We start from the raw sequence: 22,013 nt of genomic DNA on the forward strand, positions 1-22,013 counted from the left end.
TGCTCACCAGATTGGTGCTCCTTGTTTCTGGAATTTTTCAACTGTCGCAAGTCGAATTATCCCAGGTAAGGGCACCAATCTTTGTTGGTGACACGGGTTTACCGCGTATTACCGTGAAAGCCCGAGGTTAGTCCGAGTGCACGCATCAGTTTGAGCACGGTCTTCTTCGCCACCGACCAGCCAGCGTTGATCAGCACCTGGTGGATGCGGCGATGCCCGTAGCGGCCGTGGTTGTCGTCGAACGCCGCTGCGATCGCGGCCTTCAGTTCGGCATACGGATCTGGATTGCTCAGTCGGGCCTGGTGATAGAAGAATGTCGACCGGGCAAGGCCGGCAACCTCGAGCAGCGTGTCCAGGCCGTGCTCAGCCTTGAGGGAGATGACGGCGTGGACCTTTACCGTCGTTCCTGTGCCCTCAAGGCTCGCAGTTTTCCCAGGTACGCGACCTCTGCCCGCAACCGCTCGTTCTCCGCCCTCAACTGCTCCAACTCAGTGCCTTCACAGGGTTCGGATTCGACAGGTCTCGGCGGGCGGCCTCTGCGTTTGGGGCGTAACCCGTCCTCGCCCTCGTCGCGGTACTTCCGCGCCCACCTCTCGATCAGCTTCGGCGACGACAAGACGAATTCCTTGGCGAGCTCGACCTTCGTCTCGCCAGCGAGGAAACGGCGCACCACATCGAGTTTGAACTCGAACGAGAACGATTCCTTGTCCGGTTTGGTCACCAACGCTCCTCTGCCGCGAACTCGCCATCTGTCGTACAACTCGCGGATCGGGTGCACGCTCGTTCCCAATTGTGTCGCGACCGCGCACGTGCCCGCACCTTCCTCGAACAACGCTACCGCTGTGACCCGCTGCTTCTCGGACAGTGAACTTCGTGCATGCATAGAACTGCTCCCCGGACGTTGGAACTGAATTTCTCAGTCCAACTTCCGGGGAGCAGTTCAATCCGTGCGTGGGCCCTTTGTGATGTCTACGTTTCGGGCCTATGTCCACATTCCTTGTTTTATGATCGCCACGTCCATCGGTCGCCGGTCCGGCGGGTCCACATCGTCTGCTCTATAAGGAATCCCTTATGCGTGTAACCCGAATTGCCCTTGCCTGCGCCGTCTCGCTGGCGTCGGCGTTGTCCCTGCCGGTGATAGCAACAGCCGACGTGGTGGAACCGCCGGCAAAAACGGTGTCCGCCGATGCATCTCCGAGAATCGCTGAGGTCACCCGGATTTCGGATCGTGAGGTTCTTCTCGACATCGACAGCCCGGCGATGCAGCGAACGATGCAGGTGAAGGTGCTTTTGCCGGCAGACCCCTCGGAACCCCGCGGCAGCTTGTATCTGCTCGACGGAAACTCCGGCCAGATCGAGGACAGCAACTGGCTTGATCCGAATAATGGAAATGCTCGGGAGTTTTTCGCCGACAAGAATGTCTTCGTGGTTCTTCCGATCGGGGGAACCGGAACTATGTACACGGACTGGCAGGAAGACCACCCGAAGTTCGGCCGGCTCAAGTGGGAGACCTTCTTGACCAAGGAGCTGCCGCCCTTGATCGAGAAGAAGTTCGATACGAATGGACGCCGGGCAATCGGCGGAATCTCGATGGGTGCGGAGGCTGCACTCATGCTCGCTCAACGTTCTCTCGGACTTTATGACGCCGTGGCCGGATACAGCGGGTGCTATACGACGGTCGGCGGTTTCGGCAAGGCGCTGACAGACCTCGTGGTAATTAACGGAATGGCCAAGTCGGAGCAGATGTGGGGCCCGGTCGACAGTCCGGCGTGGCGTGAACACGACATCTTTGCCAACGCCGACAAGTTGCGTGGAACGAAGGTGTATCTGTCATCCGGTACCGGCCTTCCCGGCCCGCACGAAACGCTCGAGACTCCGGAACTTGCTCGAGTGCTGATCGTGGGCGGTGTTATGGAACTGGGGTCAACGCTGTGCACCGACCAGATTTCCCAGGTACTGCGTGACAACGGCGTCGACGTCACCCGAAGCGCGCAACCGGTCGGCATTCACGGATGGCCGTACTGGCGCGACGAGTTGGTCCGTTCGTGGCCGCTGATGGAGTCGGCCCTGGCCGGCTGATACCCGCCCTGGTCGTCCGATGATTTTCTGCCGCCCGGGCGGTCTATCCCTACGTACACAAACGTAAGGAGTAGCTATGCCCGCAATTACGCCATGCCTGTGGTTCGACACCCAGGCGGAAGAGGCAGCAGAGTTCTACATCTCCGTTTTCGGGAAGGGAAAGATCCTCGGAATCGAGAGATACGGCGAGGGTTCGCCGTCCGGTCTCCCAGCAGGGTCGGTGATGACGGTGAGCTTCGAACTGGACGGGCAGCGGTTCACGGGCTTGAACGGCGGACCGATGTTTACCTTCTCGGAGGCCATTTCGTTTGAGATTCCGTGTGTTGATCAGGCCGAAGTCGACCACTACTGGTTTGCTTTGAGCGAGGGCGGTGATGAAGGCCCGTGCGGTTGGCTCAAGGACAAATTCGGTTTGTCGTGGCAAGTTGTTCCGAACCGGCTAATGGAACTGATGCATGATCCCGACCGTGAGAAAGCTCAACGAGCGGTCGACGCGATGATGAAAATGAAGAAGATCGATGTTGCTGAACTCGAGCGAGCGGCTGCTGCCGGCGCACCCTGATCTTCACGGATGTCGTGGTCCCGTCGCTGTGAGTGTCGACGCAAAGGGTGGCGGGCACCACTGCAGCGTCGGTACACTGGACTGAGTGAACTTTCAGCTAACGGGCGCACAGTCGGTGTTTGCCCGGGCTGCCGGATCAGCAGTGGCTACTTGCGAGTGGGCTGCGGAAACAGGTGTCGTCCGCGTATGAGTGTTTCAACCGTGCCGAATGTTGCTGCTGTAGGTCTCGATCTTCCTTCTCCGCGCTTTCCGCGTCTGCATGCGTACATCGACATTGCCGTGGTCATTGCCGTGCTGGTGGGAACTAATCTGATTGCGCACTTCACGACGGTCTGGGCGAGTATCGCGACGGTGCCGATATCGGCGCTCGTGCTCTTGGCCATGAGCAAGCGTCGAGGGTTGGGCTGGGCCGAGTTGGGGCTTTCACGCAAGCACCTCAGAAGCGGGTCGAAGTACGCGCTCATTGCCGTCGGCCTAGTGCTGACCGTAGTTGCGGTGGGTGCTTTGCTTCCGTTGACCAGGCCGTTCTTCATGGCCGACCGGTATGCGACAGTCTCCGGTGCCATCATCGCGTCGATGATCGTTATTCCGCTCCAGACTGTGATCCCCGAAGAACTTGCTTTCCGCGGAGTTCTCCACGGGACATTGAATCGAGTGAGTGGATTCCGCGGTGTCGCGGCGGCAGGTTCCTTGACGTTCGGTCTGTGGCATATCGCGTCGTCGATGGGGTTGACCAGTGGTAACGCGGGATTATCGGGCTTTCTGGGCAACGGTGTGGCGGGTCAGATTGCCGGTATTCTGGGCGCCGTTCTGGCGACGGCGGCAGCGGGACTGGTGTTCACCTGGTTGCGTCATCGCAGCGGCAGTTTGATCGCACCCATCGCGTTGCACTGGGCGCTGAACGGTGCGGGCGCTCTGGCTGCGGCTTTTGTGTGGCACGCAACCATGAACTGATCGAGACAAATCCACCAAGCGCTGACGGTGTGACTGTGATTTGCTGAATGAGTGACACAGTTGCATCGGGGCCATGTCTTTCATATTTCCGGTAGCCCGACCGTCGACACGGCGGCCGACGCACTCGTCTCCGTTCCGGACGGGGTACTGGCGTTCGATGACAGTGGCATCGTCGTCTTCTGTGGTGATTACGAGAATCTGCCCGAGCAGTTCCGACAAGGTGAAATGCACGATCATCGGCCGGGGTTCCTGCTCCCCGGATTCGTCGACACTCACATTCATTTTCCGCAGGTCTATGCCGGAGACGCGTACGGCGGCGGGCAGTTACTCGAGTGGCTCGACCTCTGTGTCTTCCCGTCCGAATCGCGTTTTGCCGATCCGGAATTTGCCACTCATGCCGCCGCATCCTTTTGTGAGCGACGGATAGCCACCGGTACCACCGCGGCGATGGTTTTCGGCTCGGCATTTCCTCACGCGCAGGACTCCTTGTTCGCAGAAACTTTGCGACGCGGCCTTCGCGTAGTCAGTGGCCGAGGTATCCAGACGGTGGGGCCGGATTCGGCCGCAGCACTCATCACGTCGGAGGAAGACGCGATCAGCCTGACCCGCGCCGAGATCGAACGTTGGCACGGCGCAGACACGGGCGACATCGACACCGCACTCCTGCACGTTGCCGTCGTACCGCGATTTTCCTTGGCGGTCACGACGGAGACCCTCAAGAACCTGGGGGAGTTGTACGACGAGGTTCGGGAACGTGGCGTCTATTTTCACAGTCATCTCAACGAGAACAACAGGCCGGGAACCGGTGAGGTAGCGACTACCCTCGCGCAGTATCAGGTCAACACCTACCTCGACACGTACGACGGCAAGTTCCTGCCGGGCTCACAGCGCGGCGGAAAGTCGTTCCTCGGACCGCGCGCAATTCTGGCGCATTCTGTTCACTGCCAGGACGCCGAGCTGGCCCGAATGGCTGAGACCGGGACGTCGATCGCGCATTGCCCGACGTCGCAGCAGTTTCTCGGCTCGGGCACGATGCCGTGGACCCGAACTGTCGAAGCCGGCGTCAATATCGCGATAGGTTCGGACTTCGGCGGCGGTGACGAGTGCCTGATCTCGCAGGTTCTCGGCGACGCCTTCAAAGTACATATTTCCGAGGTCGGTGACGCCGGAATCTCGATGCATCCGGCGGAGTTGCTGTTCACCGGCACGTTGGCGGGGGCTCGCGCCCTGGACATGGAAAGCCGCTTCGGCAACTTCGACGTCGGTAAGGAAGCAGATTTTCTGGTTGTCGATCCGAGTCGCTGGGCGCCGCTCGAAGGTTTGATCAACCACGGAACTCGCTCGCCGGACCCGGTCCTGGCGCGCGATCAGACCTTGTTCGGGCTGCTGATGGCGATGCGTGAGCCAGCAATCTCGCAGGTCTACGTCCAGGGTCGCAGGATTTCGGACTGACGTGTCGGGTTCCGCGACGGTCGTCACGGCGTTTCACCGCCTCTCGAGCGGCAGCGGCGATGTGTTCGAGGAGTGGACTACCCGCGCCGTCGACGCGGCCAAGGTAGCGGAAGGCTATGTCGGCAGCTCGGTCAGCGACGGCTCCGGTCCTGCGGATTGCGGTGTCTCCCATACCTTTACCGGGGTCGAGCAGCTACATCGGTGGCTTGATTCGCCCGAGTATGCACAGGTTGCGGAAGACGGCGCGGCGTACGGAGTTCTTGCGAAAAGCTCGGATCTTGTTCTGGTGGATGGAATTCCGCCGCCACCGGGTATCGGGGTGTATGACCATACGGTTGTCGTCGGCAGGCAAACCGAATTTCTTCGGACGCAGCACCTCTTGATCAACGCGAGTTCCCACTTCTCCGGATACGAGGGAGCGTTGCTGCTCCGTTCGGTTCAGGACGAGACGCGGTGGAAATCGGTTCTGCGCTTCCGAACAGAACAGCAACTCACCGTGTGGATGAGGTCGCCGCAGCGGGCCGAGGTGCTCCCGGAACTACGTGCAGAGTTGGCCGAGGATTTCACCGAGACCGTGCGGTCGACACCGTTCGGCACGATCTTCCGCACCGAGAACGGACACACTCGCGTGACTCCGAACTGGAAGACCGCGATGATCGTTCTTCTGGTTCTCTACCCGACCGTCATGACATTGTCGCGGTTTCTCGGTCCGGTGCTCGACGACGTCGGTGCATCACCGTGGTTGTCGATGTGGTTGAGCCAGATCGTCAGTGTCGGTGCGATGACGTGGTTCCTGATGCCGGCTGCCACACGCTGGTTCGGTCGGTGGTTGGACCCGATCGATGGTGCGAAACGTCGCACCAACATCCGGGGCACCGTTGTTGTCCTGGGTGTCTACGCGGCGACACTCGCGCTGTTCGCTTCCGTCCGATGGCTGCAGTTCTGGGATTACTTCGACTGAATGCGTCCGCGCCGGAAGTAGGCGATAGGTCCGACGAAGTTGATGGCGATGATCGCAGCCCATTTGGTTTTGCTGCCGTTCACCGACGCTCGGTCGCGTCGAGCGAGATCCGTCCAGGCCGAGATGGCGAGGATCGATTGAACGGAGAACATTGCGATGATGACGCGTCGTTGGCGGGAGGAAAGCTCACTCCAGGACTTCTTTTTACCGGTCATGACTTCACTCTGCCGCTCTCTGCGGCCGGTGGTTGTCGTAACGCGAATCGAAACCACGCGAAATCGGTGTGAATAGCGTCACGGCCGTGCTGGTCGGGTTTGTTTCGAATCGAGCCCGAGGGATTCGAATCGAGCCTGAGGGGCTCGAACAAAGCGTAAAGAACCCATGAATGCGTGTCGTGGCTGACTGATTGCGAGCGGGCAGAGTGTCCAGGGCTTCTGTGACCAGTGGAAATTGATCACGGGAGGCTGGTCAGCTCTCTCGGTACACCCACACTAATTGCTGAATATTTGCCATTATCGGGAACGGTGTTCGGATATTGTAAAGAAGTGTGCATTTCATCGCGATTTGATTACGTAGTCCGGTTGCTACCTGTGCATATGTGGATGAGATCAACGCGGGGAAATGTAACGTGCTGGACACATTTGGTGTCGCAGAAGTAACGGAAGGGCTCTACTGTTATCCCCAGCAGCCAGACAGCGGCTCGCCATCACGGACAGTTCATCACTGACAGGAGCAATAACAATGCCTAGTTCTTCGGATATCTCAGACTTCCTCGGTGCCTTCTCTGCTCTGTTCAGCTTCCTCGACTTCATCAGCGGCAGCGTCGAAGGCGTAATGCCGAAGTAGGTTCAGAAGACTTACAGCAGATCCGAAGCAGTGCCCCCGAGTCTCGGACTCGGGGGCACTGCTTTGTGTCGGACAAGGGAGTGGGCTGAGCGGTCCGCGAAATTTGGGGCTGAAGTTCCGCAAGTGTCGGACGGGGCGGTAGGACTGTGATGGAATCGAGCCGAGACAGATATTTCGACATTTCGCCCAGATTGGGCGAGCCATGCCGCTGATCGGAGCACTGTGCACGTTTCACGAAGGAATTTGTTCAAGTACGCGGCCGCGGGGTCTGCTGCCGTAGGCCTGGCCGCGCTGAGTGGAACCACGTCGGTAGCGAACGCCGGCTCGTTGGGAACACTTCTCGACTACTCGGCCGGAGTCCCGTCGGCGCACGCGATCCGCGCGGGAGGCTATGCGGGTGCGATCCGTTATGTATCCGACCGTCGTCCGGATGCGAACTGGATGGTCGGGAAGCCGGTCCGCGCGAATGAAGTCAATGCGTTGACTGCGGCGGGACTGCAGGTTGTGTCCTGCTACCAGCTCGGCAAAGGCGCTACGGCGGACTGGCGGGAGAAATTCGAAGGCGGTCGGCGCCACGCCGCGCGTGGGCTCCAGCTACATCGGGAAGCCGGTGGACCCGCGGGAGTGCCCATCTACGCGTCCATCGACGACAATCCGAGTCCATGGGAGACGGCTAACCTGGTGCGGCCGTACCTCGAAGGCTGGGCGTCGGTCATCGGCAATCAGAATCTCGGTATCTACGGCAATACAAAAGTTATCGACGCCATGATCGGTGCCGGCGTCGGAACCTGGTTCTGGCAACACAATTGGGGATCGACGGGGGTGCACCCCCGAGCGCATCTACATCAGTTCGAGATCGACAAGCGGTCGGTCGACGGCGTGGGCGTTGATCTGAATGCGATCCTCGCCGTCAACTACGGGCAGTGGTCGATGGCAGGGTCGCCCATTCCCGGAGTGTCGTTCGGATCCGTCCTACCCGCCCTACCTCCGCTACCTCCTCTGCCCCTGGGCTCTATCGGGCTATAGCGCCGAATTTGTCCAACCAGGCGCGGGCATCCTCGGGGAGGTTGCCCGCGGCTTCGGCAGCCAGGCACCAGGCTTTGGTCATCGAGAGAAAGTTCATCGGGTTGTATGCGTCTTCTTCGCGGGACCACAAGCCGTCGCCCGCGTAGTGCAGGATCGTAATGTTTGCAGCGCCGTGCGTTGAACCGTCGCCCGGATCTTCCATCGGATTGTCGATTTCGGCGATGATCCATCCGCGCTCTTCGTCGATCACGTGCCAGTTGGCGGGAAACTCCGTCATGCGCTTTCCCGGAAACTCGGTCATCGTGCGAGTGACCCACTTGCGTACGGCTTCACGGCCGTTGAGGGTTCCGTAGGCATGTTCGACGTAGACGACGTCTTCGGTGAACATGTCGGCAAACGCATTCCAATCACCACTGCGGGTGCATTCGACGACGGTGTTCTGGAACCCCGCGAATGCGTGTTCGAGTTCTGAGCGTGTCCAAGCCATGGGTGACTCCTTGGTGGGGGCGTTCAAGGGATTAGACGATCGAATCAAATTAGAACATGTTCCTATTGGTTTGCGTCGGCGATTCGCCCGACTCCGACTGTGCGGTACCGTCGTTGCCGGGTCGGGAACCCCTTACACGGAAGGAATCTATTCATGGATCTGCTCATCAACTTCATTTACACCATGCTGTCCGCGTTGCAGACCGGCAGCATCGATGGTTCCTCGTCGAGCTAGCGTCACCGCGAGGCTGATTCCCTTATGCGGCTTTCCGTTTGGGAATCAGCCACGCGAACAACATGGTGGCGCCCGCGGCGATGATGGAGATCAGGAACGTCGCTCTGAACATGTCGAGTGTCGGGAAAATGCGGTCGTGGACAACAATCGTGGCGCCGGCCAATACGACGCTCACGACAGCGGCGGAACTCGACGTTCCGATCGATCGCATCAGTGAGTTCAACCCGTTGGCAGCAGCTGATTCGGTGATCGGCACCGCTCCCATGATCAGGGCGGGCATGGACGAAAATGTCAGCCCGACGCCGGCACCGATGATCATTCCGGCCAGTACGATCTGCCAGACCGTCGACGTCGCGAAATATGCGACGGCATAACCGAGTCCGACGATGAAGCCCCCCACAGTCAAGGTGATCCGGGGCCCTTTCCACATCGAGAGTCGAGCCGAGACCGGTGAGAGCGCCATCATGACAAGGCCACCCGGTGCGAGCGCCAACCCGGCGGCGACCATGGAAAGACCCATTCCATAGCCAGTTTCCTTGGGCGCCATCAGAAGTTGTGGGAATGACAACGAGTTTCCGTACATCGCAAACCCGACCGATATCGATGCAAGGTTTGTAAACAGGATCTGTTTTCGGGCGGCGATGCGCAGGTTGACCAGCGGCGCATCCAGTCGCAGTTCCCACAGTCCCCAGATAACAAAGATTACTACCGACGCCGCAAGCAGTCCTAAAGTCTTCGGATCACTCCATCCCCAGGTTCCGCCCTTGGTGATGGGGAGAAGTAATGCAATCAGGCCGGCCGCCAGTCCCAGTGCGCCGATGAAGTCGAAGCGGCCCGGACGGCGCACCGTGGACTCCGGAATGACGAAGTACACGGACAACATGCAAATGATTCCGAGTATTGCGGATACGACGAACAGGTAGTGCCAATCGGCGGTCTGGGCGATGATTGCGGCGACAGGGAGGCCGATCGCGCCACCGACGCCCAATGTGGCGCTCATGACGGCCATGGCGCCGCCCACCTTCTTGGGTGGCAGAACGTCGCGCAGGATGGCAATGCCCAGCGGGATTGCGCCCACGGATGCGCCCTGGAGTACTCGGCCGATCACCAGCACGATGAGGGAGGGCGCCAAGGCGCAGATGACGGAACCGATGACAACTAAGCCGAGGCTGGCCAGGATCATTAGTTTCTTGCCGAACATGTCGCCGAGGCGACCACTGATGGGCGTGATCACGGCGGCGGCGAGGAGTGTCGCGGTGATTGCCCACGAGGTGTCGGACGGGGAGGCGTCGAGCAAGCTCGGCAGTTGCGGAATGATCGGGACGACCAACGTTTGCATCAATGCAACGACGATCCCGCAGAGTCCCAGGACGGTCAGGATCAGTCGCGGTTTCACGGTTGGCGCCGGGTCGGCGTGAGTGCCCGCATTCAGTGGATCTGCGTGGACGGACATGTAACTCCCGATGAAATTGCGCGGTGCCTGGCTGTGCGGCAGGAACTCTAAGTGTGCACGCTACACATTATGTGTATCCTGCACAATATGACCGCCGTGCAAGAACCGACGCCTGATCGAAACAGTGATTTGGTCGATATCGAGTACGAACTGACTTTGTTGTCGCGATATCACGCACTGGCTCAACGCGCGGAGCTTCATCTGGACCGTTCCGCTTATCTCTTGCTCGGGCGTCTCGAACTGGACCATCCCAAGAGCCTCAAAGAATTGTCTTGCGCATTCTCCTTGGATATCTCGACCATCAATCGTCAGATCGGTGCGCTTCGACGCCAAGGACTGGTTGAGCGCGTCGAAGATCCCGAAGGCGGTTTGGCTCGAAAAGTTCAGCCGACGGCCGCAGGGTTGTCGAAACTCCGTGCGGACCGCGAGCATTCGATTGTCGGCGTCGAAAGGGTACTGGGGGATTGGTCGCCGGACTCGCGACGCGCGCTCAGTGAACTTCTGCGGCAATTCAATCAATCAGTCGAGAAACTCGAGGGCCGAGAGTGGCCGCGACCGAATCCGGTGGATCAGGTCTGAGAACCAGACAAACTCGAATCAGGTTCGGGCGCAATGACAACAAGCTTCGGATGATCCTCCGGAGACGAATGGTTTCCGCGCCACGACATCAGTGACCACCGCGAAAGTCCGGACAACGCCGAGCCCAGGCTGGCGAATGATCCGGAACTGAGCAATGACGCGGTCGAGCCGATACTTCCGACGGACAGAACCGAGAAGGCACTCCCGATCGAGAGGATCGAGTACGCGCTACCGATCGAGAGAATCGATCCTTCGGAGCGAATCGACAAAATGGATCTACTTCGTGAATGTCCCATTCCTTGGTCTATCACGGCACGGAACCACACAAAAGAGGCCCGCCGAAATTCGGCGGGCCTCTTCTTGCGTTGCGTGTGTCAGATCAAGCGACCGCGAACATGCCTATGGTCGGCAGGAAACTGCAGGTGATGCGCTCTGCGCCCTCAGGCTGTGTGGTCAGCGAACCGCTGATCACGGACAGTACGCGTCCCGGACCGGTGTCGGCGATTGCCGACAACGTGGCGGGGCCGTCCGGGTTGATACGGGCAGCGTTGGTGAGGTTCTGGGTAGCGCCGCGCTGGTTGTCGATGTTGATCCAGGTGACCGTCATCGGTACCGGCTGGTCGTCGGTAGCCGGAGCGGTTCCGAGGGCCGTGAAGACAAATCCGGCCTGACCGGCGGCAGGTCCCGGAGGCGGCAGGTGTGCCGGGCCGGGAACAGCGAGGGCGGTGCCGACGGAATCGGCGGTCGCGCCGATGCAGCCCTTGCCCAATGTGGGGTAGAGGAACTGGGCGATGACGGGTGCGTTCTCGTTCGGAATTTCCGGTCCGCCGCCGCCGCTGCCGTCGAGGAAGGTGATGACCTTCTCGAGGGTGGCCTTGAGTTCAGGCGGAAGTCCTGCGGAATTAAGAATCGCACGGGCCTGGTCGAGCAGTGCGGCCTGCGGGTTGCCGGCGACCTGCATGTTGCCGGTGGCATCCACGGGACCAGCTGCTGCGCCGATGATGGCGGGGGCAAATGATGCCAGGAACTCGATCGGCACACTTCCTGGTGCCGGCGGAGCGGCCGGATCGGCCATCGCCTGTGCCGGCAATGCCAGTCCTGCTACTGCGGCAATTGCGACGGCGGTGAACGCCTTACGCATACCTCGGGTTCGAAGCACTGTTTCCCCATCCATTGGTCATACTGCGCAGATGCCGGGGCACCCACGTTTGACGGCTCGAGGGGTCACTCTATGTACAGAGCCCCCGGGTTGTACAGCTGTTCAGTTTCTGATCAGCTACGGATCCCGCAGGAGTCTATTACATGACTGGCCCCGATATGATTTCTCGGCGACCATACCTGTGGCAGAAGTGATCTATGTGAATGTTGATGCAACTGTTATGTCGGCTTATTCAGTTTCGGGGCTTACCGGCTCACGAAATTCTGAATGAGGGCATCAATTTTCCGAGCAAACTTTACATCGAGTTCGGTGATACCCCCGGCCGAATGGGTCGACAGTGTGTAGGTGACTTTTCGCCAGCGGACGTCGATATCGGGGTGATGATCGGCGGCCTCGGCAGCGGCGGCGACCTCTTGCAGGAGCGCGATTGCGTCCGGGAAGGTCGAGGATTCGACGGTGCGCGCGATGGCATCTCCGGTGCGGTGCCATTCGGGTAGGTCGTCGAGGGCTGCGAGAATTTCGGAATCGGACATCACGGTGGCCATACTCCATCATGGTGTCATGAGCGACGAGCCTGCAAGGGTGTCCGTAGTGGTGGCCGGCGCGATCTTCCGCGACGGCCGGCTGCTGCTGGCGCAGCGCGTCCGGCCACCGGAGTTGGCCGGCAAATGGGAGCTGCCGGGCGGGAAGGTCGAGGAGTTCGAGTCGCCGCCGGAAGCGCTGGAGCGAGAATTAGCGGAAGAACTGGGCGTCGAGGTTCGGTGTGGATCCCGGATCGGCGTCGATGTTGCACTCGGTCAGGGGCGAGTGTTGCGGGCGTATCGCGTCGACATGCCGGAAGGCGAGCCCGAGGCGCTTGATCACGCGCAACTCGCGTGGGTCGACGCGGACAGCTTGGAAAAGTTCGATCTGGTGGCGAATGACGAGGCCTGGGTCCCGGATCTGCTCGCCGAATTGCGATCGCTCAGGCAGCCCGAGCCTTCTTGAGGCCCGCTTTGAGCTCCTTCTTGGATGCTCCGGCGCTTTCGAGCTTCTTCATTCGCATGATGACGACGGGGCATTTGATGCACCGGGTCTTCTTGCGGCAGCACTTCTTTTTAGGCTTGAGCTGTGAGACTTTGCTTGCCTTGACTTTACCCATGTGGCGCTGCGGCTTTCCTGTGTCGAGATGGCGGAGAAACCGCACTTCAAACAAGGTTAGCGTACCCTTAAGTGTGATGTTTGACCAGGCGTAACCCCGGATGGATTCAGGGTGTTGTAAATCACTATCTGCAGGTCGGGGCCGTGATAGACACCGCACTATGCGCGAGTCTGTGCTCAGAGCGAGTAGGATTTACTAGGCCGCGGTGCCTTCTCAAGGCGATTCGTGCACCTACTCGGATCACACATTCGTACAGCGGCCACCAGAAGAGCCGTGCGTGCGAGTTTCGCGTGGCCGAATCTACTCAGCCGAATTACTCAGCCAGGAGAGCCATCGCGTGACCACCACCAGCTTCCGTAACGTTGCCATCGTCGCACACGTCGACCACGGCAAGACCACCCTCGTTGACGCCATGCTTCGTCAGTCCGGCGCCTTCGAGGAGCGCGCCGAGCTGGTCGATCGCGTCATGGACTCAGGAGACCTCGAGCGCGAGAAGGGAATTACGATTCTCGCGAAGAACACCTCCGTACATAAGCGCAACGAGGACGGCTCGATCACCGTCATCAACGTGATCGACACCCCCGGCCACGCCGACTTCGGTGGAGAGGTCGAGCGCGGCCTGTCCATGGTCGACGGTGTTGTCCTGCTCGTCGACGCTTCCGAGGGCCCGCTTCCTCAGACCCGCTTCGTGCTCCGCAAGGCACTTGCTGCCTCGCTGCCCGTCATCCTGGTCGTCAACAAGACTGACCGCCCCGACGCGCGCATCGAAGAGGTCGTCGCCGAGGCTCAGGATCTGCTCCTCGACCTCGCATCCGATCTCTCGGACGAAGCGGCCGAGGCTGCCGAGCTCGCGCTCGGCCTCCCCGTCCTCTACGCCTCCGGCCGTGAAGGCAAGGCTTCGACCGTGCAGCCCGAGAACGGCCATGCACCCGACGCCGAAGACCTCGAAGCACTTTTCCAGGTTCTGATGGAGTACGTCCCGGCCCCCAAGGGCAAGGCCGACGCACCCCTGCAGGCTCACGTCACCAACCTTGACGCTTCCGCATTCCTCGGTCGCCTCGCGCTGGTTCGTATCCACAACGGCGAACTGCGCAAGGGTCAGACCGTGTCCTGGTGCCGCGAGGTCGACGGCGAGCCCGTCATCACCAAGACCAAGATCACCGAACTGCTCACCACCATCGGTGTCGAGCGCGTTCCCTCAGAGCTCGCTGTTGCCGGCGACATCTGTGCTGTTGCAGGCTTCCCGGACATCATGATCGGCGACACGCTCGCGGATCTCGACAACCCGGTGCCGCTGCCCCGCATCACCGTCGATCAGCCGGCCATCTCGGTCACGATCGGCACCAACACGTCGCCGCTCGTCGGCCGCGTCAAGGGTCACAAGCTGACCTCGCGCATGGTCAAGGCTCGCCTCGACCAGGAGCTCGTCGGTAACGTCTCGCTCAAGGTCCTCGACATCGGTCGCCCCGATGCGTGGGAGGTCCAGGGTCGTGGAGAGCTCGCTCTCGCCATCCTCGTCGAGCAGATGCGTCGCGAAGGCTTTGAGCTGACCGTCGGCAAGCCGCAGGTGGTCACCCAGACCGTCGACGGCAAGATCCACGAGCCTTTCGAAGAGCTGACCATCGACAGCCCCGAGGAATACCTCGGCGCCATCACGCAGCTTCTCGCAAACCGCAAGGGCAAGATGGTCCAGATGGCGAACCACGGCGCAGGCTGGGTTCGTATGGAGTTCATCGTTCCTTCGCGTGGCCTCATCGGCTTCCGTACGGAATTCCTCACGGACACCCGCGGAACCGGTATCGCCAACGCTGTCTTCCACGGTTACGCACCGTGGGCCGGCGAGATCCGTGCGCGCCACACCGGCTCGCTCGTTTCGGACCGCTCCGGCACGGTTACCCCGTTCGCCATGATCCAGTTGGCTGACCGCGGAACCTTCTTCGTCGAGCCCGGCGCCGACACCTACGAGGGCATGGTCGTGGGCATCAACCCGCGTCAGGAAGACCTCGACATCAACGTCACCCGCGAGAAGAAGCTGACCAATATGCGTCAGTCTTCCGCAGACGTGATGGAGACCCTCGCAAAGCCGATCAAGCTCGAACTCGAAGCAGCCATGGAATTCTGCTCCGGCGACGAGTGCGTCGAGGTCACCCCGGAGGACGTCCGCGTCCGCAAGGTGCACCTCAACGCAACCGAGCGCGCTCGTGAGCGCTCGCGCAGCAAGTCCCGCGACAAGGCTTCTCTCTAAGTCTTTCGCTGGTAACAACCTGACAGGCGAATGTGCCTTTTGCTCGGAGTTCTTCCGGCGAAAGGTACATTCGCCTTCATGGTTTCCAGGAACCGTGCACACCTGGAAGTCGTGGACTGAGGGGCGCCCTGCACCTCGTACGGAAGGAATTTTTCTGTGGTTGGTGGACGTCGTTACCTGGCGTTGGTAGTGGCTGTGACGGCATTGTTGTTGGCTGCTTGTACGGCAGATCCGCCTCCGCCGGTCGAGAGCACCGAGACGGTCAAGCCCACGCCCGCACCGGCGACTCCGGCGATGAAGGTCGTGTCGGTCGGCATCGACGAGGTAGGCGACGGATTCAACCCGCACCTCCTCGCAGACCTGTCCCCGGTTAACTCGGCAGTGGGTAACCTGGTCCTGCCCAGCGTTTTCCGTCCGATCAGCTCGGCCGTCAATCCGGGAGTGACCGAGTGGATGCTCGACGACTCGTTCGCACTGTCGGCCGAGGTGGTCTCCGAGGCGCCGTTCACGATTCGCTACCAACTCCGTAACGAGGCGCAGTGGTCGGACGGTGCGCCGATAGCGGCCGAGGATTTCCGCTACCTGTGGCAGCAGATGATTTCGGTTCCCGGCGTCGTCAATCCTGCCGGGTACCAACTGATTCAAGACGTGACGTCTTCCGGCGGCGGAAAGACCGTGAACGTCGTGATGCGTGCGGCCTATCCGGCGTGGCGTGAACTGTTCACCGATCTTCTTCCGTCCCATCTGATCAAAGACACCCTCGGTGGCTTCAGTACCGGTCTCAGTGAAGGAATCCCGGTGTCGGGGGCTCATTTCCACGTCCGTTCGGTCGATCGTGGCCGCGACGAGATCGTTCTCGAGCGCAATGACAGGTTCTGGGGCAAGCCTTCGGATCCGGACCAGATCGTGATGCGCCGTGCGGGAACCGGGGCACAAGTGGCCGACGCGATGCGTACCGATGACTCCCAGGTCGCGCAGATCCATGCCGGTAGTGCTACCGAGATTCAGCTGTCCGCAGTTCCGGGAGTGCAGACTGCCTTCACGTACGTGCCGCGCACTCTCGATATGACCGTGAACGGGCGCAGCGCCACTTTTGCCGATGTTCGTGTCCGGAAAGCCGTACTGGGACTTATGGATTCCGATCTCCTTGCTGTGGTGGCTGCGGGCAGTGAGTCTGCTTCGGCGCCTGCCAAAGCTCAAATTCTCTCGCCGTCCGACCCGGGTTACGCACCCACAGCGCCGCCCAAGCAGAGTCGCGAACAGTCGGTCGAACAACTCGTCGAGTCGGGCTACGTCGTGGAGCAGCCGAGCGGCCCCGTGCCGGTCGGAGGAACTGTCGGACAGATTGTCCGCGACGGTAAGCCTCTCACTGTGGTTGTCGGGGCTCCGGAAAACGACGATATCGCGATCGCGGTAGCGAACACCGCTGCCGACGAGCTACGCGATGCCGGAATTGCAGTAACTGTGAAATCCGTTCCAGCAGAAGAGTTGTACGGCAAGGAACTTACGACGGGACGCGTCGACATGGTGGTGGGCTGGGTTCGCGCCGGCGCAGACCCAGCGACGTCGTTGGCCTCTCGATTCAGTTGCCCACTGGTTCCGATCGCGGTGGCGTCGGCAACTCCGGCGCCCACCTCGGTGGCACCCACGCCGACCACTGCACGTGAGTTCAATTCCGAAGCGCCGAGCAATATCTCGGGCCTGTGTGATCCGTCGTTGCAGCCACGGATCGACGAAGCCCTGAGCGGTATCGGAGATTTCGGCGCCCTGATCGCGGATGCAGAACCGAAACTGTGGGATCTGGCGGCGGTATTGCCGATCGCGCAGGACCGCACTTTGGTCGCAGTGGGAACCGGGGTGGAAGGCGTCACCCTGGCAGGCCCCGTACAGGTCGGAATTTTTGGTAATGCCACCAACTGGGTGAGGGTGAAGAAGTGACTGCCACGACCAAACGACTCCTCCTGGTGCACGCACACCCCGACGACGAGACGATCACCACCGGTGGAACCATCGCCCGGTACGTCGACGAAGGCGTCGAGGTCACCGTCCTTACCTGCACGCTGGGTGAGGAGGGTGAGGTGATCGGTGATCGTTGGGCCGGTCTCGTCGCCGGTGAGTCGGATCAGCTCGGTGGATACCGGATCTTGGAACTGACGTCGGCGCTGTCTGCTCTCGGTGTTGATGCTCCTCGATTCTTGTTGGGAGCCGGCCATTTTCGTGATTCCGGAATGATCGATACCCCGTCGGCCGCCAATCCCCGGGCATTTGTCAACGCTGACACCGAGGATGCTGTTCGCGGTGTGGTTGCGGTGATCCGTGAACTGCGTCCGCACGTCGTGATCACGTACGACACCAACGGTGGGTACGGGCATCCTGATCACATTGCGGCCAACGCGATCACCACCGCTGCGGTCGACGCCGCCGGAACTTCCGTTTACCCGGAAGCCGGGCTGCCGTGGACGCCGCAGAAGTTCTATTGGACAGTGACCGAACGGAGTTCACTGGAACGAGGGATCGCGTCCATCTGCGAGTTCCCTGAGCAGTGGCGATTGCCGGAACCGGGCGAACTGCCCAGCGTCGACGGCGCCGAGGTCACCACCGCGATCGATATCGGTGCGGTACTGGAGTCCAAGGCCGAAGCTCTCGCCGAGCACGCGACGCAGGTGACGGTCGCTCCGAGCGGCACCGAATTTGCGCTCTCCAACAACGTGGTGCAGCCGATTCTGTCGGTGGAGCACTTTGTTCTCGTCCGAGGCGCGCTCGGTGAGGTCGGCGCCGACGGTCGCGAGAGCGATCTGTTCGGCGGTACACACGACTGACCTGGCAGTTGCGGGTCAGGCATTGCGGCTCACACCGGAATGCGGTGTGATGCATGTCACCGGACGGGTGGTCCTTCGGGTGACAGCAAGGATGGTGGCGCGCACATGTTCAACTGGGACGTACAGAATCAGATCGTCGCGTTTGTCGATTCTCTGCGACCGATGGCGGGGTTTTACCACGATCAGTACTACGGATCGTTGTACGCGTTCGCGGATCAGCAAAGTCACCTCCTGACATTGCTCGGGTTCCCGCCGGTTCCGTGATCGTGGATCCGTGTGTGGACGGGACCCGCGCTCACCGGCATTCCGCCGATAGACCAAAATTGAGTCCATGACCACGGCCCCGCCGACCTCGAACACAAACATCGTGAAGACAGAAGGGATGTCGTTTCTCGATCCTGTCATCCTCGGTGTTCTGATCTTCGACGGGTTTCTGTGCGCGGTGCTCGCGGTGATCTTTCTTCCGAGCTACCTCGGCACCACACCGTTCCCCGTCAGCATTCTGGTCGCCGCTGTCGTCAACCTCGTTCTGGTCATTGCGGCGCGGACGGTGACCACGGCAGGCAAAGCCGCACTGCCGCTCGCTGGTTGGATCGCCGGATTCCTGTTGTGCATGGTCGGCGGGCCGGGCGGCGACGTTCTGGTGCTGTCGTCGCCGTTGACTCTCCTCCTTCTCATCGGCGCGCTTGCGCCGGCAGTTGTGTATTTGTTCAAAGTTGCGAGCACAGCACCCACGTCATCGAAGGATTTCGGCCGCGCATAGGGGACACTGACATCTGTGGCTGAACTAGACCTTGCGGGTGCAACTATCGCTTTGACGGCGGAGCGACGGACCGAAGAATTTGCGGCCCTCCTCGAACGGCGGGGCGCCGAGACCGTCCGTACGCCGGTAATCCACGTACTGCCTTTGATCGATGACGCCGATCTGCGCGTGCAGACGGCGGCGTTGATCGCTGATCCGCCGGAACTGGTGGTCATCAGTACGGGCATCGGGTTTCGGGGTTGGCTCGAGGCCGTGGCGTCGTGGGATCTGACCGAGCAGTTTCTGGGCGCACTGAACCGGACCCGCATCATTGCCCGCGGACCCAAAGCGATGGGCGCGATCCGTGGAGCGGGTTTGCGTGAGGCGTGGTCGCCGGCGGGGGAGTCCTCCGAGGAAGTCCTCGACCACCTTCGCAGTGAGGGCGTCGAGGGAGTGCGCGTGGCAGTTCAACTGCACGGCATCATCACCGAGTGGGAACCGCTGACCGACCTGAGTGCGTCGTTGGCGGACCTCGGAGCCGCCGTGACCGCGATATCGGTCTACCGGTGGATCCGGCCACCTGATCAGGGTCCGGTGCGGGCACTGGTGTCTGCGGTGCGGTCCGGCAATATCGATGCACTCACCTTCACCAGTGCCCCCGCCGTCTCTTCGATGCTCAGTACGGCCAAGGAGATGGGCGAACTTGAACGATTTGTTGCTGCGATGCGAGGGTCGGTGCCCACCTACTGCGTCGGCCCTGTGACAGCGGCGCCGTTGGAACTGCTCGGAGTGCCTACGATTCAGCCGGAACGATCGAGGCTCGGATCATTGGCGCGGCTGATTATCGACGATCTGCCCAGACGTCTCCGGCTCCAGGCGTGACAGCTTCGATCAGGCTCCAGGAATCCTGAGCGGGCAGGTCGATCACGGCGTAGCCGCCCGTGCCGGCCGGCGTCGCGGCAATGACGGTGGCAACTCCGGCGCGCCGCTGGAAGAACGTTTCACGAACCGTCCAGCCGATCACGCCGTCCGCTTCCAGGCTGTGCCGTTTGCGGTCGAGTGAGCCGCTGCGCGTGATCAGCCATCCGGGTAGTACGGCGTGACCAAGGCCCGTGGCTCGGTCGTAGGCGAGGGCCGCGCCGCCCACTGCCAGCACAGCAACGACGACCCACGCGTAGACCGGAACCTGAACTCCGAACGTGAGGCACGCGAGAAGTGCCACAAGCGCGATCCCGGAGGCGAACAGGCCTCGGGTGTAGCGGCGCCGACGCGCGGCGCTGCCGTGACCGACGAGGGCGACTGAGGCCTGCCGGGTATCGCCTATGACAGTCGCCATCACCCGTTCAGCTTCGGCCCGCGGACCCTGCGGCAGCAGAAGCGAGGATTCCTTCTTTTCTGCGCTCACTCCGGTCATGATGGCGTCGAGGCGAGCACCGCCGGCCAGGCGAAGCAGGAGAGGTTCTTTCAGTGTCGTACCGCGTAGGCGCGCTCGATCCAAGGTGGTCTGGCGGGTCTTGAGTAGACCGTGACTGACATGGAGGATGCGGCCGTTGTCAGTCAATGTCATGTTGCCGAACGCGATCAGATACTGAACGCACGCGAAGATGCTGGAAAGGACGAGTAGCGCTACGAGAGCAACGATGACCAATACGGTGATGCCGAGGCTTTCGAGCGAGTCGACGCTATTGGAGACTGCCGACGATTGTGCGATTGCGCTGCCGACTCCGTATTGGAATGCGATGCCGACTATCGCGGCGATAATGAAGATGCCGGTAAACGAAAAGGGCGCGTACCGTACCCAACTCGGCTGCCAGTGCCCGATCTCGGTTTCCGAGGATTCTTGCGTCAGCGGTGTTTCGGACGTGGGCTGTCCCGGTCTTTCAGGCTTGCCCTGTGCCCCGGCGAGGAGTGCGGCGCGAAGATCGGGGATAAGTGCGCTCGAGAGTGCGTTGAGCTCGAACTTGTTGGACTCGTGCCCTTTACCGGCACGCTGGCCGGTGCCGATCCGGACGATGGAAAGCCCGAGCAGGCGGTGCATGACACCGGCTTCGACGTCGACGGATCGAATTCGGCTTCGCGGCACCGAGAGCAGTTTCTTCTGGAAAACTCCGGTACGAAGCTGAACATGTACCGGGCCGATGCGGTAGGTGGTGGTGAACCATCGAAGCAGGCCGAAGATCACCAGCAGCGTGACCACACCGATGCCCCACAGATGATTCCCGCTCTGGCTGCCGAGAATGAACGAGACCACCAGGACCGGAAGTAGTTTGACGACTTCGTTGACCGGGTGAACCAGCAGCATTCGCCGGTCGAGGCGAAGCCACGGCTGTTCTTGCTCCGCGGCTTCGGCGGCCGCAGATTCGGATTCGGCGGGGATGTCGACCATGGGTTCGATTTCTTGGTATTCGGTCATGTTGCGTCACCGACGTTGCTGCCGGCGATCTGGGTCAGCTGGGCCACGGTACGGTCTGCGACATCCTGATCGAGGGCCGAGATCTTCACGGCTCCGGCGGACGACGCCGTCGTCACGGTCACTGTGGCGAGTCCCAGCATTCGGTCGATGGGGCCACGCTCGGTGTCGACGGTTTGAATCCTCGAGATGGGGGCGATGCGTCGTTCGTGGGTGAACCAGCCGGTCCGGGTATACACGGCGGTGTCGCTGATTTCCCAGCGGTGCACGCGATATCTCCAGGCTGGAACCATCAGGATGTGGACGGCGCCGCCCAGAACTGTGACCGCAGCGAGTGCTCCAACCAGCCAGGTCGGCAATCCGGGGATCAAGATCGCGGCGACGATTTCGGCCACGATGATCGGAGCCCAGGTGAGGGCGGCGGTGATTGCCCATAGTTTGGGGGCGTTGGTGCTCGGGCGCCATAACGGGTCGGCCATGGTCACAGTGGAAGGCGCGGTCATAGTGCCTACTTTGGTCGAGTTGGGGCGATCTGTCGACAACCGCCCTATGGTGGAGTGTGGCGACCGATGAAGGGAGCACGTGATGACTGAACAAGATTCGGCATTCGATTCGGAGGCACCGGAGCCGGACGCTCTGGAGCAGGCAGCACTGGTAGATCCCAATACTCCCGACGAACCTGATCTCACTGATATTCCGCCTGATGCACCGGCAGCCGATGTTGTCGATCAGCGCCGAGAAGTTGCGCTCGACGAGGAGTATCCGCCCACCTGACGGGCGCTGGTGTTCTGGGAGTTCTGGCACCGAGTGGCAGTAGCCGTCCGGTATGGCGCATGATCGCTAAGTGAACCGAACTGGTGATGA

The 22,013-nt window shown here is 61.1% G+C and carries 26 protein-coding genes; 15 read left to right on the top strand and 11 right to left on the bottom strand.

The annotated features are described in order from the left end of the window. Positions 1–98: 98 nt before the first annotated feature. Both MTX36_RS30560 and MTX36_RS14500 read right to left on the bottom strand, forming a co-directional pair. Entirely contained in the window at positions 99–380 is a 282-nt protein-coding gene (locus tag MTX36_RS30560; protein WP_374230489.1) for an IS3 family transposase, read from the bottom strand. A gap of 14 nt (positions 381–394) precedes the next feature. Further along, positions 395–883 carry a helix-turn-helix domain-containing protein gene (locus MTX36_RS14500; RefSeq protein ID WP_243620450.1) on the bottom strand — a complete coding sequence of 163 codons (489 nt, stop codon included), beginning with the start codon at positions 881–883 and terminating at the stop codon, positions 395–397. 188 nt (positions 884–1,071) lie between these two features. On the opposite strand from MTX36_RS14500, the gene MTX36_RS14505 reads away from it, so the two are divergent. The 5 genes from MTX36_RS14505 (at position 1,072) to MTX36_RS14525 (ending at position 6,008) form a co-directional block, all read left to right on the top strand. After that, the gene (locus tag MTX36_RS14505) at positions 1,072–2,079 is read left to right on the top strand and encodes an alpha/beta hydrolase family protein (protein ID WP_243620451.1); all 1,008 of its coding nucleotides are present in this window, start codon (positions 1,072–1,074) and stop codon (positions 2,077–2,079) included. A gap of 76 nt (positions 2,080–2,155) precedes the next feature. Beyond that, the gene (locus tag MTX36_RS14510) at positions 2,156–2,641 is read left to right on the top strand and encodes a VOC family protein (protein WP_243620452.1); all 486 of its coding nucleotides are present in this window, start codon (positions 2,156–2,158) and stop codon (positions 2,639–2,641) included. A 186-nt stretch (positions 2,642–2,827) separates the two neighbouring features. Continuing rightward, positions 2,828–3,595, top strand: a complete 768-nt coding sequence (locus MTX36_RS14515; protein WP_243620453.1) for a CPBP family intramembrane glutamic endopeptidase — start codon at positions 2,828–2,830, stop codon at positions 3,593–3,595. Positions 3,596–3,646: 51 nt separating this feature from the next. Continuing rightward, a complete protein-coding gene (locus MTX36_RS14520; protein WP_243620454.1) occupies positions 3,647–5,047 on the top strand; it encodes an amidohydrolase family protein in 1,401 nt (466 codons plus the stop codon). A gap of 1 nt (position 5,048) precedes the next feature. After that, a complete protein-coding gene (locus tag MTX36_RS14525; RefSeq protein WP_243620455.1) occupies positions 5,049–6,008 on the top strand; it encodes an antibiotic biosynthesis monooxygenase in 960 nt (319 codons plus the stop codon). Here the strand turns inward: MTX36_RS14525 and MTX36_RS14530 are convergent. Next, a complete protein-coding gene (locus MTX36_RS14530; RefSeq protein WP_243620456.1) occupies positions 5,996–6,223 on the bottom strand; it encodes a PLD nuclease N-terminal domain-containing protein in 228 nt (75 codons plus the stop codon). The two genes, MTX36_RS14525 and MTX36_RS14530, sit on opposite strands and share 13 nt — an antisense overlap. Positions 6,224–7,076: 853 nt before the next feature. Between MTX36_RS14530 and MTX36_RS14535 the strand changes: the two genes are divergently transcribed. Beyond that, the gene (locus tag MTX36_RS14535) at positions 7,077–7,880 is read left to right on the top strand and encodes a DUF1906 domain-containing protein (protein ID WP_243620457.1); all 804 of its coding nucleotides are present in this window, start codon (positions 7,077–7,079) and stop codon (positions 7,878–7,880) included. On the opposite strand, the gene MTX36_RS14540 is transcribed toward MTX36_RS14535, so the two are convergent. Further along, positions 7,867–8,367, bottom strand: coding sequence for a nuclear transport factor 2 family protein (locus tag MTX36_RS14540; protein ID WP_243620458.1), 501 nt, complete (start codon positions 8,365–8,367; stop codon positions 7,867–7,869). The two genes, MTX36_RS14535 and MTX36_RS14540, sit on opposite strands and share 14 nt — an antisense overlap. A gap of 256 nt (positions 8,368–8,623) precedes the next feature. After that, on the bottom strand, positions 8,624–10,054 hold the full coding sequence (locus tag MTX36_RS14545; protein ID WP_243620459.1) for an MFS transporter: 1,431 nt from the start codon (positions 10,052–10,054) through the stop codon (positions 8,624–8,626). An 87-nt stretch (positions 10,055–10,141) separates the two neighbouring features. On the opposite strand from MTX36_RS14545, the gene MTX36_RS14550 reads away from it, so the two are divergent. Then, on the top strand, positions 10,142–10,633 hold the full coding sequence (locus tag MTX36_RS14550; RefSeq protein WP_243620460.1) for a MarR family winged helix-turn-helix transcriptional regulator: 492 nt from the start codon (positions 10,142–10,144) through the stop codon (positions 10,631–10,633). Here the strand turns inward: MTX36_RS14550 and MTX36_RS14555 are convergent. The 3 genes from MTX36_RS14555 to MTX36_RS14565 all read right to left on the bottom strand — a co-directional run bounded on the left by MTX36_RS14555 (position 10,624) and on the right by MTX36_RS14565 (position 12,337). Then, on the bottom strand, positions 10,624–10,929 hold the full coding sequence (locus MTX36_RS14555; protein ID WP_243620461.1) for a hypothetical protein: 306 nt from the start codon (positions 10,927–10,929) through the stop codon (positions 10,624–10,626). The genes MTX36_RS14550 and MTX36_RS14555 overlap by 10 nt on opposite strands. 83 nt (positions 10,930–11,012) lie before the next feature. Then, positions 11,013–11,774: a hypothetical protein gene (locus tag MTX36_RS14560; RefSeq protein WP_243620571.1), complete on the bottom strand. Its 762-nt coding sequence runs from the start codon at positions 11,772–11,774 to the stop codon at positions 11,013–11,015. A gap of 263 nt (positions 11,775–12,037) precedes the next feature. Continuing rightward, a complete protein-coding gene (locus tag MTX36_RS14565) occupies positions 12,038–12,337 on the bottom strand; it encodes a 4a-hydroxytetrahydrobiopterin dehydratase (RefSeq protein ID WP_243620462.1) in 300 nt (99 codons plus the stop codon). A gap of 16 nt (positions 12,338–12,353) precedes the next feature. On the opposite strand from MTX36_RS14565, the gene MTX36_RS14570 reads away from it, so the two are divergent. Then, positions 12,354–12,779, top strand: coding sequence for an NUDIX domain-containing protein (locus tag MTX36_RS14570; protein ID WP_243620463.1), 426 nt, complete (start codon positions 12,354–12,356; stop codon positions 12,777–12,779). On the opposite strand, the gene MTX36_RS14575 is transcribed toward MTX36_RS14570, so the two are convergent. Beyond that, entirely contained in the window at positions 12,757–12,978 is a 222-nt protein-coding gene (locus MTX36_RS14575; RefSeq protein WP_141210693.1) for a hypothetical protein, read from the bottom strand. The two genes, MTX36_RS14570 and MTX36_RS14575, sit on opposite strands and share 23 nt — an antisense overlap. 292 nt (positions 12,979–13,270) lie before the next feature. Between MTX36_RS14575 and typA the strand changes: the two genes are divergently transcribed. The 6 genes from typA to MTX36_RS14605 all read left to right on the top strand — a co-directional run bounded on the left by typA (position 13,271) and on the right by MTX36_RS14605 (position 19,621). Beyond that, positions 13,271–15,178: a translational GTPase TypA gene (typA, locus tag MTX36_RS14580; protein ID WP_243620464.1), complete on the top strand. Its 1,908-nt coding sequence runs from the start codon at positions 13,271–13,273 to the stop codon at positions 15,176–15,178. A gap of 156 nt (positions 15,179–15,334) precedes the next feature. Beyond that, complete coding sequence (locus tag MTX36_RS14585; protein WP_243620465.1) at positions 15,335–17,116, top strand: ABC transporter family substrate-binding protein; 1,782 nt, start codon at positions 15,335–15,337, stop codon at positions 17,114–17,116. Further along, positions 17,113–17,997: an N-acetyl-1-D-myo-inositol-2-amino-2-deoxy-alpha-D-glucopyranoside deacetylase gene (gene mshB, locus MTX36_RS14590; RefSeq protein WP_243620466.1), complete on the top strand. Its 885-nt coding sequence runs from the start codon at positions 17,113–17,115 to the stop codon at positions 17,995–17,997. Before MTX36_RS14585 ends, mshB begins: the two co-directional genes overlap by 4 nt. Positions 17,998–18,102: 105 nt before the next feature. Further along, complete coding sequence (locus MTX36_RS14595; RefSeq protein ID WP_169632341.1) at positions 18,103–18,261, top strand: hypothetical protein; 159 nt, start codon at positions 18,103–18,105, stop codon at positions 18,259–18,261. A gap of 67 nt (positions 18,262–18,328) precedes the next feature. Beyond that, positions 18,329–18,760, top strand: coding sequence for a hypothetical protein (locus tag MTX36_RS14600; RefSeq protein ID WP_374230486.1), 432 nt, complete (start codon positions 18,329–18,331; stop codon positions 18,758–18,760). A gap of 15 nt (positions 18,761–18,775) precedes the next feature. Next, positions 18,776–19,621 (top strand): uroporphyrinogen-III synthase, encoded by an 846-nt coding sequence (locus MTX36_RS14605; RefSeq protein WP_243620467.1) that lies wholly within the window; start codon positions 18,776–18,778, stop codon positions 19,619–19,621. On the opposite strand, the gene MTX36_RS14610 is transcribed toward MTX36_RS14605, so the two are convergent. Together MTX36_RS14610 and MTX36_RS14615 are read right to left on the bottom strand one after the other, a co-directional pair. Further along, positions 19,581–21,152: a PH domain-containing protein gene (locus MTX36_RS14610; RefSeq protein ID WP_374230487.1), complete on the bottom strand. Its 1,572-nt coding sequence runs from the start codon at positions 21,150–21,152 to the stop codon at positions 19,581–19,583. The two genes, MTX36_RS14605 and MTX36_RS14610, sit on opposite strands and share 41 nt — an antisense overlap. After that, entirely contained in the window at positions 21,149–21,652 is a 504-nt protein-coding gene (locus tag MTX36_RS14615) for a PH domain-containing protein (RefSeq protein ID WP_243620468.1), read from the bottom strand. The genes MTX36_RS14610 and MTX36_RS14615 overlap by 4 nt, the downstream gene beginning before the upstream one ends. An 82-nt stretch (positions 21,653–21,734) precedes the next feature. Between MTX36_RS14615 and MTX36_RS14620 the strand changes: the two genes are divergently transcribed. Continuing rightward, a complete protein-coding gene (locus MTX36_RS14620; RefSeq protein WP_243620469.1) occupies positions 21,735–21,923 on the top strand; it encodes a hypothetical protein in 189 nt (62 codons plus the stop codon). The last annotated feature ends 90 nt before the right edge of the window (positions 21,924–22,013 follow it).

Source organism: Rhodococcus sp. ARC_M6 (assembly GCF_022810305.1).
GTDB lineage: Bacteria > Actinomycetota > Actinomycetes > Mycobacteriales > Mycobacteriaceae > Rhodococcus_F.

Coding starts and splice junctions, on each gene's coding strand:
- MTX36_RS14500 (WP_243620450.1), bottom strand. CDS start 883: ATGCATGCACGAAGTTCACTGTCCGAGAAGCAGCGGGTCACAGCGGTA.
- MTX36_RS14505 (WP_243620451.1), top strand. CDS start 1,072: ATGCGTGTAACCCGAATTGCCCTTGCCTGCGCCGTCTCGCTGGCGTCG.
- MTX36_RS14510 (WP_243620452.1), top strand. CDS start 2,156: ATGCCCGCAATTACGCCATGCCTGTGGTTCGACACCCAGGCGGAAGAG.
- MTX36_RS14515 (WP_243620453.1), top strand. CDS start 2,828: ATGAGTGTTTCAACCGTGCCGAATGTTGCTGCTGTAGGTCTCGATCTT.
- MTX36_RS14530 (WP_243620456.1), bottom strand. CDS start 6,223: ATGACCGGTAAAAAGAAGTCCTGGAGTGAGCTTTCCTCCCGCCAACGA.
- MTX36_RS14540 (WP_243620458.1), bottom strand. CDS start 8,367: ATGGCTTGGACACGCTCAGAACTCGAACACGCATTCGCGGGGTTCCAG.
- MTX36_RS14545 (WP_243620459.1), bottom strand. CDS start 10,054: ATGTCCGTCCACGCAGATCCACTGAATGCGGGCACTCACGCCGACCCG.
- MTX36_RS14550 (WP_243620460.1), top strand. CDS start 10,142: ATGACCGCCGTGCAAGAACCGACGCCTGATCGAAACAGTGATTTGGTC.
- MTX36_RS14555 (WP_243620461.1), bottom strand. CDS start 10,929: ATGGGACATTCACGAAGTAGATCCATTTTGTCGATTCGCTCCGAAGGA.
- MTX36_RS14560 (WP_243620571.1), bottom strand. CDS start 11,774: ATGCGTAAGGCGTTCACCGCCGTCGCAATTGCCGCAGTAGCAGGACTG.
- MTX36_RS14565 (WP_243620462.1), bottom strand. CDS start 12,337: ATGGCCACCGTGATGTCCGATTCCGAAATTCTCGCAGCCCTCGACGAC.
- MTX36_RS14570 (WP_243620463.1), top strand. CDS start 12,354: ATGAGCGACGAGCCTGCAAGGGTGTCCGTAGTGGTGGCCGGCGCGATC.
- MTX36_RS14595 (WP_169632341.1), top strand. CDS start 18,103: ATGTTCAACTGGGACGTACAGAATCAGATCGTCGCGTTTGTCGATTCT.
- MTX36_RS14600 (WP_374230486.1), top strand. CDS start 18,329: ATGACCACGGCCCCGCCGACCTCGAACACAAACATCGTGAAGACAGAA.
- MTX36_RS14610 (WP_374230487.1), bottom strand. CDS start 21,152: ATGACCGAATACCAAGAAATCGAACCCATGGTCGACATCCCCGCCGAA.
- MTX36_RS14615 (WP_243620468.1), bottom strand. CDS start 21,652: ATGACCGCGCCTTCCACTGTGACCATGGCCGACCCGTTATGGCGCCCG.
- MTX36_RS14620 (WP_243620469.1), top strand. CDS start 21,735: ATGACTGAACAAGATTCGGCATTCGATTCGGAGGCACCGGAGCCGGAC.